Annotated in this window: 14 protein-coding genes and 2 pseudogenes; 6 read left to right on the forward strand and 10 right to left on the reverse strand. The window is 67.3% G+C overall.

What is annotated here, in order from left to right:
* Positions 1–3: 3 nt before the first annotated feature.
* The 3 genes from nusA to pip all read right to left on the reverse strand — a co-directional run bounded on the left by nusA (position 4) and on the right by pip (position 3489).
* Complete coding sequence (gene nusA, locus ESD82_RS11210) at positions 4–1683, reverse strand: transcription termination factor NusA (RefSeq protein ID WP_147428238.1); 1680 nt, start codon at positions 1681–1683, stop codon at positions 4–6.
* Between the two features lie 3 nt (positions 1684–1686).
* Positions 1687–2307: a ribosome maturation factor RimP gene (gene rimP / locus ESD82_RS11215; RefSeq protein WP_147428237.1), complete on the reverse strand. Its 621-nt coding sequence runs from the start codon at positions 2305–2307 to the stop codon at positions 1687–1689.
* Between the two features lie 195 nt (positions 2308–2502).
* The gene (pip, locus tag ESD82_RS11220) at positions 2503–3489 is read right to left on the reverse strand and encodes a prolyl aminopeptidase (protein ID WP_024843994.1); all 987 of its coding nucleotides are present in this window, start codon (positions 3487–3489) and stop codon (positions 2503–2505) included.
* A 51-nt stretch (positions 3490–3540) separates the two neighbouring features.
* Between pip and ubiG the strand changes: the two genes are divergently transcribed.
* Positions 3541–4323, forward strand: coding sequence for a bifunctional 2-polyprenyl-6-hydroxyphenol methylase/3-demethylubiquinol 3-O-methyltransferase UbiG (ubiG, locus tag ESD82_RS11225; RefSeq protein WP_051419417.1), 783 nt, complete (start codon positions 3541–3543; stop codon positions 4321–4323).
* A 103-nt stretch (positions 4324–4426) separates the two neighbouring features.
* On the opposite strand, the gene ESD82_RS11230 is transcribed toward ubiG, so the two are convergent.
* The 4 genes from ESD82_RS11230 to ESD82_RS11245 are packed head-to-tail and all read right to left on the reverse strand — an operon-like array spanning position 4427 to position 6813.
* Positions 4427–4930: a MarR family winged helix-turn-helix transcriptional regulator gene (locus tag ESD82_RS11230; protein WP_024843992.1), complete on the reverse strand. Its 504-nt coding sequence runs from the start codon at positions 4928–4930 to the stop codon at positions 4427–4429.
* Entirely contained in the window at positions 4927–5778 is an 852-nt protein-coding gene (locus ESD82_RS11235; protein ID WP_177209304.1) for a carbon-nitrogen hydrolase family protein, read from the reverse strand. The genes ESD82_RS11230 and ESD82_RS11235 overlap by 4 nt, the downstream gene beginning before the upstream one ends.
* Positions 5775–6038: a glutaredoxin 3 gene (gene grxC, locus ESD82_RS11240; protein WP_024843990.1), complete on the reverse strand. Its 264-nt coding sequence runs from the start codon at positions 6036–6038 to the stop codon at positions 5775–5777. The genes ESD82_RS11235 and grxC overlap by 4 nt, the downstream gene beginning before the upstream one ends.
* A 37-nt stretch (positions 6039–6075) precedes the next feature.
* Complete coding sequence (locus tag ESD82_RS11245) at positions 6076–6813, reverse strand: double zinc ribbon domain-containing protein (protein WP_024843989.1); 738 nt, start codon at positions 6811–6813, stop codon at positions 6076–6078.
* A gap of 31 nt (positions 6814–6844) precedes the next feature.
* Between ESD82_RS11245 and ESD82_RS11250 the strand changes: the two genes are divergently transcribed.
* From ESD82_RS11250 to ESD82_RS11265, 4 genes and pseudogenes are all read left to right on the forward strand, one after another.
* Complete coding sequence (locus tag ESD82_RS11250; protein ID WP_024843988.1) at positions 6845–7684, forward strand: methyltransferase domain-containing protein; 840 nt, start codon at positions 6845–6847, stop codon at positions 7682–7684.
* Positions 7681–8712 carry a ferrochelatase gene (hemH, locus tag ESD82_RS11255; RefSeq protein ID WP_024843987.1) on the forward strand — a complete coding sequence of 344 codons (1032 nt, stop codon included), beginning with the start codon at positions 7681–7683 and terminating at the stop codon, positions 8710–8712. Before ESD82_RS11250 ends, hemH begins: the two co-directional genes overlap by 4 nt.
* Positions 8713–8966: 254 nt before the next feature.
* Positions 8967–9451, forward strand: a pseudogene (locus ESD82_RS11260) (DDE-type integrase/transposase/recombinase); the annotation flags it as partial.
* Positions 9452–9570: 119 nt separating this feature from the next.
* A pseudogene (locus ESD82_RS11265) lies at positions 9571–10786 on the forward strand (IS91 family transposase).
* Between the two features lie 365 nt (positions 10787–11151).
* Here the strand turns inward: ESD82_RS11265 and ESD82_RS11270 are convergent.
* The gene (locus tag ESD82_RS11270) at positions 11152–11805 is read right to left on the reverse strand and encodes a L,D-transpeptidase (RefSeq protein ID WP_024843986.1); all 654 of its coding nucleotides are present in this window, start codon (positions 11803–11805) and stop codon (positions 11152–11154) included.
* 229 nt (positions 11806–12034) lie between these two features.
* Here ESD82_RS11270 and dalA point away from each other — a divergent pair, with 229 nt between their 5' ends.
* A complete protein-coding gene (gene dalA / locus ESD82_RS11275; RefSeq protein WP_024843985.1) occupies positions 12035–12595 on the forward strand; it encodes a divisome-associated lipoprotein DalA in 561 nt (186 codons plus the stop codon).
* A 350-nt stretch (positions 12596–12945) separates the two neighbouring features.
* Here the strand turns inward: dalA and ESD82_RS11280 are convergent, their stop codons facing one another.
* Positions 12946–13218, reverse strand: coding sequence for a hypothetical protein (locus tag ESD82_RS11280; RefSeq protein ID WP_024843984.1), 273 nt, complete (start codon positions 13216–13218; stop codon positions 12946–12948).
* Between the two features lie 353 nt (positions 13219–13571).
* Positions 13572–14087 (reverse strand): L,D-transpeptidase family protein, encoded by a 516-nt coding sequence (locus ESD82_RS11285; protein WP_024843983.1) that lies wholly within the window; start codon positions 14085–14087, stop codon positions 13572–13574.
* Positions 14088–14136 lie beyond the last annotated feature (49 nt).

The raw sequence follows: 14136 nt of genomic DNA on the forward strand, positions 1-14136 counted from the left end.
GCGTTACACCCCGGCCTCCTGTTCGTCGCCCTCGGCCCCGGCCTCGTCGGCCGATTCGAACTCGGTCGGGTCGACCCAGCCCAGCATGACGCGGGCGGTCATCACCATGGTCTGCGCATCTTCCAGGCTGATGCCGAAGGGTTCCAGAATGCCGTCGTCCTTGACGCGCTGGCCGTTCTGCGTGGTCCAGCCGCCGGCCAGTTCCCAGTCGGCGCAGGTGGCGAAATCCTCCAGCGTCTTGACGCCGTCCTTGGCCAGGGCCTCGACCATCTGCGGGGTCAGGCCCTCGAACTCGATCAGGCTGTCCTCGACGCCAAGGGCGCGGGCGTTCTCCAGCGCGGCCTTGTTGGCGGCCTCCAGATGCTCGCGGGCGCGGGTCTGCAATTCCTCGGCGGTGCCTTCGTCCACGCCCTCGATCGACAGCAGCTCGTCCAGGTCGACATAGGCCACCTCTTCCAGGTTGGTGAAGCCCTCGGCGACCAGAAGCTGGGCGAAGAACTCGTCCAGGTCCAGCGTGTCCATGAACAGCTTGGTGCGGGCGTTGAACTCGGCCTGGCGGCGCTTCGATTCCTCTTCTTCGGTGAGGATGTCGATGTCGAGGCCCGTCAGCTGGCTGGCCAGCCGCACGTTCTGGCCGCGGCGGCCGATGGCCAGCGAAAGCTGCTCGTCCGGCACCACCACCTCGATGCGGGTGGCGTCCTCGTCGAAGACGACCTTCGCCACCTCGGCGGGTTGCAGCGCGTTCACGAGGAAGGTCGCCTGATCCTCGGACCACGGGATGATGTCGATCTTTTCGCCCTGCAATTCACCGACGACGGCCTGCACGCGGCTGCCGCGCATGCCGACGCAGGCGCCGACCGGGTCGATCGAGTTGTCATAGCTGATCACGGCGATCTTGGCGCGCGAGCCCGGGTCGCGGGCCACGGCCTTGATCTCGATGACGCCGTCATAGATCTCCGGCACTTCCATCTTGAACAGTTCCGCCATGAATTGCGGATCGGTGCGCGACAGGAAGATCTGCGGGCCGCGGGCCTCGCGGCGCACATCCTTGACATAGGCGCGGATGCGGTCGTTCGGGCGATAGCTCTCGCGGCCGATCTTCTCGTTGCGGCGCAGGATCGCCTCGCCGCGGCCGACGTCGACGATGATGTTGCCGTATTCCTCGCGCTTGACGACGCCGTTGATGATGGTGCCGGCGCGGTCCTTGAACTCTTCGTATTGCCGGTCGCGCTCGGCCTCGCGGACGCGCTGCAGGATCACCTGCTTGGCCGATTGCGCGGCGATGCGGCCCAGGTCGACCGGCGGCACCTGCTCCTCGAACACGTCGCCCGGCTGCGGCTTGCCCGAGAAATCGGTCAGCACCTGGCCGTCGCGCAGCCAATGGGCGCGACCGTCCTTCGAGGGCTCGAAATAGGCGCGGGCCTGGTCGGCGGTGAATTGCGCCTGGTAGTTCTCGACCGTATCATCCTCGACCACGGTGCGGGCGCGGGTGAAGGTGGCATTGCCGGTCTTGCGGTCGATATGGACGCGGATGTCCATTTCCGAGCCGTAGCGCGACTTCGCCGCGCGGGCCAGGCTGTCCTCCATCGCCTCGATCACCAGATCGGGGTCGATCATCTTTTCCCGTGCAACGGCCTCGGCGGTTTGCAGCAGTTCAAGCTGGTTGGCAGAGGTGATGGCCATTCCTCACTCCTTCGCGGCGGCGTTGTCTTCGCCGGCTTCCGTTTCGATCTCGTCAAAGGCGGTCTCGTCCAGATTCTCGATCTGCACGCCCGCGTCCTTTTTCTGTCGCAGCATCTCGGCGATCAGCTCGTCGGTCAGCACCAGCTTCGCATCGGAAAGCCAGTCGAAGTTCAGCCCGATGGTCTGGGTCTCGCCGCCTTCCTCGATGTTCAGCAGCACCTCGTCGCCGCCCTCGCCCTTTTCGACCCCAGCCAGCACGCCCTTGAAACGCTTGCGCCCGTCGATGGGCTGGTTGGTCTCCAGCCGCGCCTCGTAGCCCTCGAAGGTCTCGAAATCCTTCAGCCGGGTCAGCGGCCGGTCGATGCCGGGGCTGGAAACCTCCAGGTGATAGGCGTCCTCCAGCGGATCCTCGACATCCAGCATCGCGCTGACGACGGTGGAAATGTCGGCGCAGTCGTCGACATTGATGCCGCCTTCGGGACGGTCGGCCATGATCTGAAGCGTGGCGGTCTTGCCGCCTTGCAGGCGGATGCGCACCAGTTCGAAACCCAGATCCTCGATGACCGGGGCGATGATCTCGGCCAGGCGCCGGTCGATGGCGGTCTTGGCGATGAGGTCGCTCATGCTGATCCCCCAAATACAAAAAACGGGCCTAGGCGGCCCGTGCGTCTTACCGGTGGGCAGGTTGTGGACGCCTGCGCCGCTGTTGAGCCGCATATAGGGCCCCGTGCCGGGGATTGCAAGGAAAACCGGCGCGGCGCCGGCCGCCCGCCCCGCGGGGGCCGGAAACCGGCGGCCCCGCGGCCCTTGGCGACAGGGTCAGCGCCGCCTTGCCACATCCCGGAAACCGTCCATGACCCGCACCAGCTCGGCGGCGATTCGCGGCTCGCTCAGCGCATGGCCCGAGGCGGGGACCAGCCGCAACTCGGCCCTGTCCCAGCCCTGGGCCAGTTCCCAGGCGGTCGCCGGCGGGCAGACCATGTCATAGCGGCCCTGCACGATCACCGCGGGAATATGCTCGATGCGGTGGCGGTCGCGCAGAAGCTGGCCCTCGGTCAGGAAGCAGTCATGGGCGAAATAGTGATTCTCCAGCCGGGCGAAGGTGCGGGCATAATCGGGCGGCGCATGGCCCGGCCCATTGATCTCCAGCCCCGCCAGGGCGTTTTCCCAGACCAGCCAGGGCAGGGCGAAGCGCGTCTCCTGCCCGCGGTCGCCGCTGAACAGGCGCCGGTGATAGGCGGCGATCATGTCGCCGCGCTCGGCCTCGGGGATCGGGGCCTGGAACTCGGCCCAGCGGTCGGGGAAGAAGCGCGCGACACCGCCGCCATAGAACCAGTCCAGCTCGGCGCGCCGGCCCAGGAAGACCCCGCGCAGCACCAGCGCCTCGACCGGCTCGGGATGGGCCTGGGCATAGGCCAAGGCCAGGGTCGCGCCCCAGCTGCCGCCGAACAGGATCGCCCGCTCGATCCCCAGGCTGCGGCGGATCGTCTCGATATCGGCGATCAGGTGCTGGGTGGTGTTGGCCGCGACCGCGGCATGGGGCTGCGAACGGCCGCAGCCGCGCTGGTCGAACAGCACCGCCCGGTAATGCGCCGGGTCGAAGAAGCGCCGCATATAGGGGCTGCACCCGCCGCCGGGCCCGCCATGCAGCACGATCACCGGCACGCCGTCGGGATTGCCGCTTTGCTCGACATGCAGCTGGTGGCCTTCGCCGACCCCGATCACCCGGCGGTCGAAGGGTTCGACCATCGGGTGCAGCCTGCCATGCGACGGTGTGCCGCCGATTTGCCCTGCCAATCTGTCCATGGCACCACTATATAGCGCCTCGCATGCGCCCGCCACATGAAGGACGGCCAGATGACCGAAAGACCAGCCCCAAGCAACCCGGCCCCCAGCAACCCGGCCCCCAGCAGCATCGACCCGGCCGAGGTCGCCAAGTTCCAGGCCATGGCGCGGGAATGGTGGGATCCGAGCGGCAAGTTCAAGCCGCTGCACATGCTGAACCCGACGCGGCTGGACTATGTCACCGCGCAGATCGCCGCGCAGTTCGGCCGCGACCTTTCCGCCCCCGCGCCATTCGAGGGGCTGCGTCTGCTCGACATCGGCTGCGGCGGCGGGCTGATGGCCGAGCCGATGGCCCGGCTGGGCGCCACCGTCACCGGCGCCGACGCGGCCGAGGGCAATATCGCCATCGCCCGCCTGCATGCCGGGGAACAGGATCTCGCCATCGACTACCGCGCCACCACGGCCGAGGCGCTGGCAGCCGAGGGACATCGCTTCGACGTGGTGATGGCGCTGGAGATCGTCGAGCATGTCGCCGACCCGGCGCAGTTCATCGCCACCTGCCGCGAACTGGTGGCGCCTGGCGGCATGCTGATCCAGTCCACGCTGAACCGCACCGCGCGCAGTTTCGGCGCCGCCATTCTCGGGGCGGAATGGATCATGCGCTGGCTGCCCAGGGGCACGCATGACTGGCGCCGCTTCATCACCCCCGACGAGCTGGCGCGGATGACCGAGGCGGCGGGGCTGCGCGTCGTTGACCGCTGCGGCATGGTCTTCAACCCGCTGGGCTGGAGCTGGTCGCTGTCGCATCGCGACCTGTCGGTGAACTATGCGATGACCGCCCTGCGCGACGGCTGACTTCTTCGTTCCGCAAATACCCGGCAGCAGCGGCGCGGCCGGGCGGGCCCGCGCCGGTCTTCACCGTTTTCCAGATACTCCTGCGACCGGGCGACCGGCGGGCTCAGCGCCCGCCGCGCGATTCGTGACGCAACGTCTCTTCCAGCTGCTTGCGCAGCATGCGCAGGACCGGCAGCGCCGCGCGCACCCGGTCGGCGCCGACATCGCGCACCACATCGGCGATTCGCGGCATGAAGGCGGCCAGGGCCGCGTCCCGCGCCGCCCGCCCGGCCGGGCTGATGGCGATGAACTTGCGCCGCGCGTCGTCCCAGTCCGGGCGGATATGGATATGCCCCGCCCATTCCAGCCGCGACAGCGTGTTGGTCATGGCGCCGCGGGTGACGTGGAACGCCTCGGCCAGTTCCGCCGGCGTGCGCTCGACATTCAGATGCGCCAGCAGGTTCAGAACCGAGAAATGCGAGATCTGCATGCCCTTGGGCAGCGCCTTGCCGATCAGGTCGCGCGCCAGCTGATCGGCGATGAACACCTCGGAAAACAGGCTGGCCGCCAGGGCATCGGCCGAGGCTTCGGCATGGCCATGCGGGCTGTCTTGCGTCTTGTGGATCATGGGCCCGCGAAGTTCCGGTCATGCGTCAGGGAAGGGATGCGGGACCGTGCCCCGAGAACCGCCGCCGGGTCAAGCGTCACGAAGCTCACCCCCGGCTCGGTGCCGCCATCGGCCAGCACCTCTCCCCAGGGCCCGACGGCCAGGGAGTGGCCATGGCTGCGGCGCGGGCGGCGGTCCGGCTCGGCATGGCTTGCATGGCTGCCGCATTGCGCGGGCGCCAGGACGAAGCAGCCGGTCTCGATGGCGCGGGCGCGCAACAGCACCTCCCAATGCGCGGCGCCGGTGGTGTCGTTGAAGGCGGCGGGCACGGTCAGCACCTGGGCCCCCGCCTGGGCCAGCGCGCGGTAAAGCGCGGGAAAGCGCAGGTCGTAGCAGACGGTCATGCCGACGGGCAGGGGCCCCTGGGCCAGCACCGCCCGCCCGCCCGGCCGGAAGGCCGCCGATTCGCGATAGGATTCGCTTTCTGACACGGTCACGTCGAACATGTGCAGCTTGTCATAGCGCGCCCGGATGCTGCCGTCCGGTGCGATCAGGAAGCTGCGATTGGCAAAGCGGCTCTCGCCCGGATCGCCGGTCTTCAGCGACAGCGAACCGATCAGCAGCCAGATGCCCAGCTCGCGCGCATCCTCGCGCAATGCCGCGAGCGTCGGATCCTCGGCCTCGATGTGCAGAATCTGCTCCTGCCGCTCGCGGCCGGCACCCAGCAGGTTGGTCGCCTCGGGCGTCAGCACCCAGCCGGCCCCGCCCCGCGCCGCCTCGCGCACCAGCGCCTGCGTGACCGGCAGGTTGCGCTCGGGATCGTCCGAGACGCTCAGCTGCACCAGCCCCGCGGTCAGCGCCTGGCTCATGCGGTCAGGCCCAGCATGGCATCCAGCTGGCCCTGGCGGTCCAGCGCATGCAGATCGTCGCAGCCGCCGACATGGCGGCCGTCGATGAAGATCTGCGGCACGGTCCGGCGGCCGCCGGCGCGCTGGGTCATTGCCGCGCGCAGCTGCGGATCGCGGCTGACATCGGTGTCGTGATAGGCGATGCCCTTCTTGCGCAGCAGCGATTTCGCGGCAATGCAATAGGGGCAGGTGGGGGTGGTATAGAGTTCGACCTTGGCCATAGATATGCGCGTCCCGGATTCATGGTTCGGTTCCTATCTAGGCATCCTTGACCGCCCGCGCCAGAACCACGACCGAGATCGGCCCCGCGCCCGCTGCCGCCAGCGCATCGGCCGAGGCGGCCAGCGTTGCCCCCGAGGCCATCACGTCATCGACCAGCAGCACCGCCCGGCCCTGCACCTGCGCCGCCATGCGCGCCGGCACGCCGATCGCCCCGTCCACATTCGCGAAACGGTCGCCGACGCTGCCATGGTCCTGCATCGGCGTATGCCGCAGCCGCCGCAGGGCGCCGGGCAGATGCGCCAGCCCATGCGCGCGGGCGACATGCCGCGACAGCATCTCGGCCTGGTTGTACTTGCGCTTCAGCAGCCGGCGCAGATGCACCGGCACCGGCACCACCACCGTCTCCGGCCGCAGCAGCGGCAGGGCCGCCCGCGCCACCCAGCCGCCAAGCGCGGGTGCCAGGTCCAGCCGGTCGCCATGCTTCAGCATCAGGGCCAGCCTGCGGCCGCTGCCGCGATAGACCAGCGCCGCCCGGCCCTGTTGCCAGGGCCGCCGGACCCTCAGGCAGTCGTCGCAGACCAGCAACCCCGCCGCCGCGTCCGCCGCATCGCCCGCCCCGTCGCCAGGCAAGGGCGCGCCGCAGCGCGCGCAGCAGGTGCCGGTGATGAAATCGGCCTCGCGCCAGCAGGCGGGGCACAGCCCGCCCTCGTCGGCGACGGGCGCGCCGCAGCACAGGCATTGCGGCGGATAGACCAGCCGCAATGCGCCTTTCATCAGGCCGCGAAGCCCCCTATGTTCAGCCCCCATGATGCCCGATCCCACCTCTTCCGTTCCCGGCCTGACCGATCGCCGCGCGCTGGAGCGCAACCGCGCCCGCGCCCTGCGCCTGGGGCCGGTCGATTTCCTGCATCGAATCGTCGCCGACGAGATCGAGGATAGGCTGGCAGAGGTTAACAGACGGTTTAGCGCCGTCGCCGTCGTCACCGGCCAGCCGCAGTTCTGGCGCGATGCCATGCCCAGCGCGGCGATCGTCGCCGATACGCCCGTTCTGGCGCTGGAACCGGGGGCGCATGACCTGGTGATCCATGCCCTGGCGCTGCACTGGGCCGAGGATCCGGTGGGCCAGATCGCCCAGGCGGCGCGCGCGCTGCGCCCCGACGGGCTGTTCATCGCCGCCTGTCCCGGCGGGCGCAGCCTGCACGAGCTGCGCGACGCGCTGACCCGCGCCGAGGCCGAGGTGACGGGCGGCCTGTCGCCCCGCGTCCTGCCCATGGGCGAGATCCGCGACCTGGGCGGGCTTTTGCCGCGCGCGGGCCTGGCGCTGCCGGTCGCCGACCAGATCACCCAGATCGCCAGCTATCGCAGCCTGTTCCATCTGGCGCGCGACCTGCGCGCCATGGGCGAGGGCAATGCGCTGGCCCAGCGGCTGCGGCGCCCGACGCGACGAGATGTCTTGTTGCGCGCCGCCGCGCTTTATGCCGAAAACCATCCCGACCCGCAGGATGAAACGCGCATCCGGGCCACCTTCGATCTGGTCTTCCTGACCGGATGGGCGCCCGATGCCAGTCAGCAGAAACCGCTTCGGCCCGGCTCGGCCCGGATGCCGCTTGCCGAAGCTCTTGCCAGCACGAGAAAGCCCGAATGACCTTTACCGAGTACGCCCCAGCCGACCATCCGAACATCCCAGCCCGCAAGATTGGCGTGCTGGTCGCCAACCTGGGCACGCCCGATTCGCCCGACTACTGGCCGATGCGGCGCTATCTGAGCGAGTTCCTGTCGGACAAGCGGGTGATCGATTATCCCGCCTGGAAATGGCAGCCGCTGCTGCAGACTGTCATCCTGTCCAAGCGGCCCTTCACCTCGGGAGCGAACTACCGGCTGATCTGGAACAACGAGGCGAACGAAAGCCCGCTGATGACCATCACCAAGCAGCAGGTGGCGGCGCTGCGCGAGCGGGCCTCGGCGCTGTGGGGCGACCGGGTCATGGTCGATTTCTGCATGCGCTACGGCAATCCCTCGACGCCGGACGTGGTCGAGCGCATGGTCAAGGCGGGCTGCGACCGCATCCTGTTCTTCCCGCTCTATCCGCAATATGCCGGGGCGACGACGGCGACGGCGAACGACCAGTTCTTCCGGGCGCTGATGACGCAGAAATGGCAGCCGGCCTCGCGCACCGTGCCGCCCTATTTCGACCGGCCGGATTATATCGCGGCGCTGGCCGCCTCGGTCGAACGCGCGCTTGGCGGCCGCCAGCCGAGAAAGCTGGTCGCCAGCTATCACGGCATGCCGAAACGCTACCTGATGGAGGGCGACCCCTATCATTGCCAGTGCCAGAAGACCTCGCGCCTGCTGCGGGAACGGCTGGGCTGGGACGAGGGTGTGATCGACACCACCTTCCAGTCGGTCTTTGGCACCGAGGAATGGCTGCGCCCCTATACGGTCGAGCATGTGGCCGAACTGGCCAAGCAGGGCATCACCGAGATCGCGGTGATCTCGCCCGCCTTCTCGGCCGATTGCATCGAGACGCTGGAAGAGATCCAGGGCGAGATCCGCGAGGCCTTCGAACATGCCGGCGGCAAGGAGTTCACCTATATCCCCTGCCTGAACGCCGAGCCCGCGCATATCGACGTGCTGGCGACCGTGATCGCCGAGAATCTGGCGGGCTGGATCTGAGGGTCGGATATGCGGATGTCCGCTTTGCGGAACGAAGCGGACGGTCGTGGCATTAGTGAACATCACCGCGTGCCCTGTTCACCGCATCGATCCACTCGGATGCAACGGCGACCAGCGCGGCGTAGTCGCATATCCTGCATTCTGCCCGCCCTATCAGGTTGCTGAAGAAGTCGGCCCTCGACCTGGTTTGCGGACCATGGTTCACCCTGTGCGTGGCGACGGCGGGGAGCCCAATGGACGACGATTTCACCTAGGTCGCTACCTGGAGGGGTTGCGTGTATGTGGCTTTCGTCATCGACGCCCACGCACGCCGGATCGTCGGCTGGCGGGCGAGCCAAACAGCTCACGCAGGCTTCGTGCTCGAAGCCTTGGAACAGGCCGTGCATGATCGGCGACCGGTCACGGGCGCGGGGCTCGTTTACCATTCCGACCGCGTGTCGCCATACCTGTCGATCAAATACACCGAGAGGCTGGGCGAGGCCGGCATCGAACCATCTGGGGCAGCGTCAGCGACAGCTGCGACAACGCTTTGGCGGAGACGATCGACGGTCCCTTCAAGGCCGGGGTGATCCATCGACGCGGGCCGTGGCGCAGTTTCGAAGCTGTCGAGTATGCCACCCTCGAATGGGTCGACTGGCTCGACAACCGCCGCCTTCTCGAGCCGATCGGAAACATCCCGCCAGCGGAAGCGGAGGCAAGCTTCCACGCCGCTCTGGATACTGAAGACATGGCCGCGTAACTAACCGAAATCAGCCTCCGGAGAACCCGGAGCGGTTCACACCGTCAGCCCCCTACGAGATGCTGGCCAGGTTACAGGACCAGACCGTTAAGCGAAGCCTGGAGTGATCGGACGACGGGGTGTCCCGATTGACGCTGGAGATCGCTGACATCTTTCGCGCCCATGGTCCCACGTGGCGGCGGGCCAATGCCGGGCATGTCAGCCTGACCCAACTGAAGGTCACGTCGGGGCCATAGAGGCCTGCCGGACCGAGGCACTTGGGCCAGGCATGTGGCGGGTTGTGCCAGGTGCGGCCATCACCCTATCGCCTACAACTCCTGCAAGAACCGGCATTGCCCCAGGTGCCAGGGACCGGCGGCGCGCGACTGGATGGCAGCGCGTGCCGAGGATCTGCTCCCGGTCACGCCGTCTTCACCCTTCCGGCCGAGATCGCGCGGATCGCTTCTTGCAACAAGAGGGCGGTCTACGGGCTGCTGTTCAAGGGTGTGGGCATGACTGCCATCGGTCCGAAGGAATGCCCGAACGCGGAAACGGTCATGACCATCGCCGCCGGCCCCAAGCGCCTTGGCGCCCGTGTCGGCATGACCAGTGTGCTGCACACCTGGGGATCGGCGCTGACTCATCCCCACATCCCCATGATCGTTCCGACCGGCGGCCTGTTGCCCGAGGGCACGAGGTGGGTCACCTGCAAGCGCGGGTTCTTGCTGCATGTGCGGGTTCTGTCGCGGCTGTTCCGACGCCTGTTTCTGGACGGGCTGAGGGATCTGCACCGGGCCGGTCAGTTGGTCTTCTTAAGCGATCTTGCCGAGTTGGCCGACGCGCGCACCTTCACCGCCTGACGTGCCCCGTTCCGACAATCCGAATGGGTGATCTATGCCAAGCCGCCCTTCGGAGAACCCGAGGCCGTGCTGGCCTATCTCAGCCGCTACACGCACCGCGTCGCCATTTCCAACGCGCGTCTGGTCAGCGCCGATGCCCATGCCGTCGCCTTTCGCTGGAAGGATTACCGCATCGAATCCGGCGACCGGCAAAAAGTCATGCGGCTGGCCACGCCCGAGTTCATCCGTCGCGTCCTGATCCATGTCCTGCCCGATGGCTTCCACCGCATCCGGCATTCCGGCCTGCTGGCCAGTTCGGCTCGCAAGGCCAATATCACCAAGATCCGCGCCTTGCTCTGCGTCCAGCAGTCTGAACAGGTCGCCGTTCCAGAGCCAAAGCCCGAGATCGCCCCGCTCACCATGCCCCTCCTGCGGCGGTGTCATGCGCATCATCGAGATCTTCAGGCGGGGACAGACACCGATGTCGTGCGCGCCACCGAGGGAACAGGCCGCATGACATATCGCCCGTCGTCCGTCACGAAACAGCACCGGCCACAGACCGCAGGCCCGGTCCCAACAGCGCGTGCTTGTTCATTGCCAGCACGGCACGAGGCGGCAGAAACTCCAAACCGCACAGCCCTTGTCGAGATCATCGGCCGGGTTTGCGATCGTATCAGGTGCCTGGAACGCCATCAGCCGCACTCCGGATAAATCCGTCGTCCCGTCCCTTTGCGCGCTTTACCCCTAGCCTGATCCAAGACCCCCGCGGCTTCCGCCTTGGGAGGTTTTCCAACGCGGCCCGACCCCGCACCAGGGGCACCCTCATGCCGCGGCCCGCATCGGAAAACCTTCACCGTAGCGGTCGTTCCTGTCCCGGCCGGGTCAGATCAGCAGCACCTGGGTGCCGATCTTGGTCAGGTCGTAGAGCTGCTTGATATGCTCGTTGTAAAGGCCGATGCAGCCGTTCGAGGACTTGCGGCCGATCTTGCGCGTGTCATGCGTGCCGTGGATGCGGTAATACTGCCAGCTCAGCCACAGCGCATGGGTGCCCAAGGGGTTGTCCGGCCCCGGCGGCACGAAATCCGGCCATTCGGGGTTGCGCTTCTTCATCTCGGGGGTGGGCGCCCAGCTGGGGCCCTCGACCTTCTTGATGATCTCGGTGCGGCCGGTGCGGGTCAGGTCGGCGCTGACCGGGACCGAGGTCGGGAACAGCTTGTAGACCGACTGGTCCTCGGACCAGTAATGCAGCGCGCGCGAGGTCAGGTCGACCAGGATGGCGCCATTGGTCAGGCTGCTGAAATAGGGCTGCCAGTCCTGCATGCGGAAGCTGGAGATGTTGCGCCGCGAATCCTGTCCGGCATCGTATTGCACCATACCCGCATCCGGGGTGGCGCCGCCCGCCGTGCCCTGCAAGGGCTGGCCGGTATAGGGGTCGAAGGATTGCGCGATGGCCGGGGCCGCCAGCCCTGCCGCGCCCATCGCCACCGAGGCGGTCAGAAATGTCCGGCGCGAGACCGGTTTCTTCGGCGTGATCATGTGTCGCTCCTGATATGTGACGGACCGCTTCCTGCGGCCTTCTCTGCCCGAATGTGCGAAAGAGGTCTTGCTGGAACGGGGATTTACGCCTGCCGCGGACGCCTTGCAATTCAAACAAGCGTCATTGTCGCAACACAGTCGCAGGCTGTTGCGCTCACGCAATCTTGGGTTTGAAGCGGCGGTTGCGCTTTTGTATGGCTGGCGCAAACATCCTTGGGGACAGGACATCATGCTGAAACTTTCCACCCTGGCGCTTGTGTCGGTGCTGGCCCTTGCGGCCTGCCAGCAGCCTCAGCCGCAACTGGGCCCCGACGGCCAGCCGCTGCCCACGGCCTATCGCATCACCCCGCGCGAAGAGGCGCAGATCCCCGGCCGCGTCCTGGGCCAGATCAACGCGCTGCGCGCCAATGTCGCGGCGCCCGCCATGATGCAGAGCCCCGCGCTGGATGCGGCCGCCAAGGTCCATGCCCGCGACATGGCGGCGCAGAACCGGGCCTGGCATTTCGGCTCGGACGGCTCATCGCCGCTGGAGCGGGTGCGGCGCCAGGGCTATATGGGCCATCTGATCGGCGAGAACATCTCCGAGACCTACGAAAACGAGATCACCACCCTGAACGCCTGGATGCAGACCCGCGACACCCGCGACGTCATCATGGATCCGCGCGCCACGGAGTTCGGCATCGGCTGGTACCAGGAACCCTCGGGCAAGATCTGGTGGGTGTTGATCACCGGCGCGGCCGGTGCGCCGATGGCCATGGCCGGGGGCTTTGCCTCGGGCGCCGGCATCTGACAACGCGGCGCGGCCTTTTGCGGGCCGCGCCTTTCCGGCCGCTCGGCCAGCCGACGAAGCCCGATCAGGGCCGTCGGCGGCGCATGCCGGTTCGCCGAGAGGGCCGAAGCAAGGATGCCGGGTGCTGCATGTCCGGCCGACAGGCGGCACTTGGTCAAGGCCGTTGCCGCCGCGCGCCGCAACAGCGGCGCATGCCGGTTCGCGAACAGGAACGATGCGATCATGCGGCGCCCGATGCCGGGCGCTGCCATGGCCGGCCGAGACGGGCCTGCAAATGCTGTCGCGGGCCCGATCCCGCCGGGTGCCGCGCCGCAGCCGCCGCGGTTCCCCGGACCCTGCCGGCCGGGATCCTATTTGAAGGTGATCTCGTATTCGCCCGCCTCGAAGGCCAGCATCTCGACGAACTTCATCTCGTTGCGGTCCTCGAAGACATAGACATAGACGGTGTCATGCAGAAGCGTGGCGCGGCAAAAGACCTTCTCGGCCGTCACCCGTGCCGGGCAGGTCTCCAGGTCGATATGGTTCACGGAAGGCTCGAATGCTTCATAGCCGAAGTCCTGGGCCTGTGCGCCGGTGCCGACGAAGGTGGCGGCAAGCAGGGCGGGGGCGAGTAGCGATCTCATGGATGATCTCCGGGAATGGGTGAAGACGCGACTGATAATAACCAAGTGATTCAGTCAATTTTTTACCTAAAGGCAGGAATCGTCCGGGTGCAACCCATTGCTTTGCCGCGACGCGTCGGTTCACCCTGCGCGCTCGTCTGTTCGTCTGCTCGTCTGCTCGTTCGCTTGCCTGCCGGACCGCCCTGCGGTGCAGCCGCCGGAAAGGCCCATGGCGTTGTCCATGGCGGATGCGTCAGCCTGATGCCGGCCGGCGCTGGTCGCCCGGCTTGCTGCCGTCCCGGCCTTCCGACATGGCAAGGCCCCGCGCCGATGCGCGGGGCCTGGGTCATCGTTCGGCGGTGTCAGGGATGGCGTCAGGGATAGATGAAGATCGGCACGCCCGGCCGCAGCATGGTGAAGATCTCCTCGATCTCCTCGTCGGTGACGGCGATGCAGCCGGCGGTCCAGTCCGGCCGGTTCAGCGCCCGCCCTTCGGGACCGAGGCCGTGGATGAAGATGTCGCCCCCCGGCCGCTGGCCACGCGCCGCCGCATTGGCCACGTCCTGCGCCGAAGGATAGGAGATGCCGACCGACAGGTGATAGCGGCTGCGCGGGTTGAAGCGGTCGATGAAATACAGGCCCTCCGGCGTGCGGCCGTCGCCTTCGAATTGCTTGTGGCCCAGAGGCTGGTTGCCGAGGTCGATCTTGTAGCTTTTGACGACCTCCTTGCCGCTGACCAGATACATCTTGCGGTCGGCCTTCTTGACCACGATCTGCGTGATCGGCGGCCCCTGATAGGTCTTGCTGGGTTGCAGGCTGTCGCCCCCGCCGCAGCTTGCCAAGACGGCTACTGCGACAACCGCGAAAAATGCGCGTATTGCCCGAATCATCACTGCCCTCTGTGTGCGCTATGCGCTTCGTTTTGTTATGAAATACCAC

Origin of the sequence: Paracoccus pantotrophus (genome assembly GCF_008824185.1) — a bacterium.
In the GTDB taxonomy this organism is placed as follows: Bacteria; Pseudomonadota; Alphaproteobacteria; order Rhodobacterales; family Rhodobacteraceae; genus Paracoccus; species Paracoccus pantotrophus.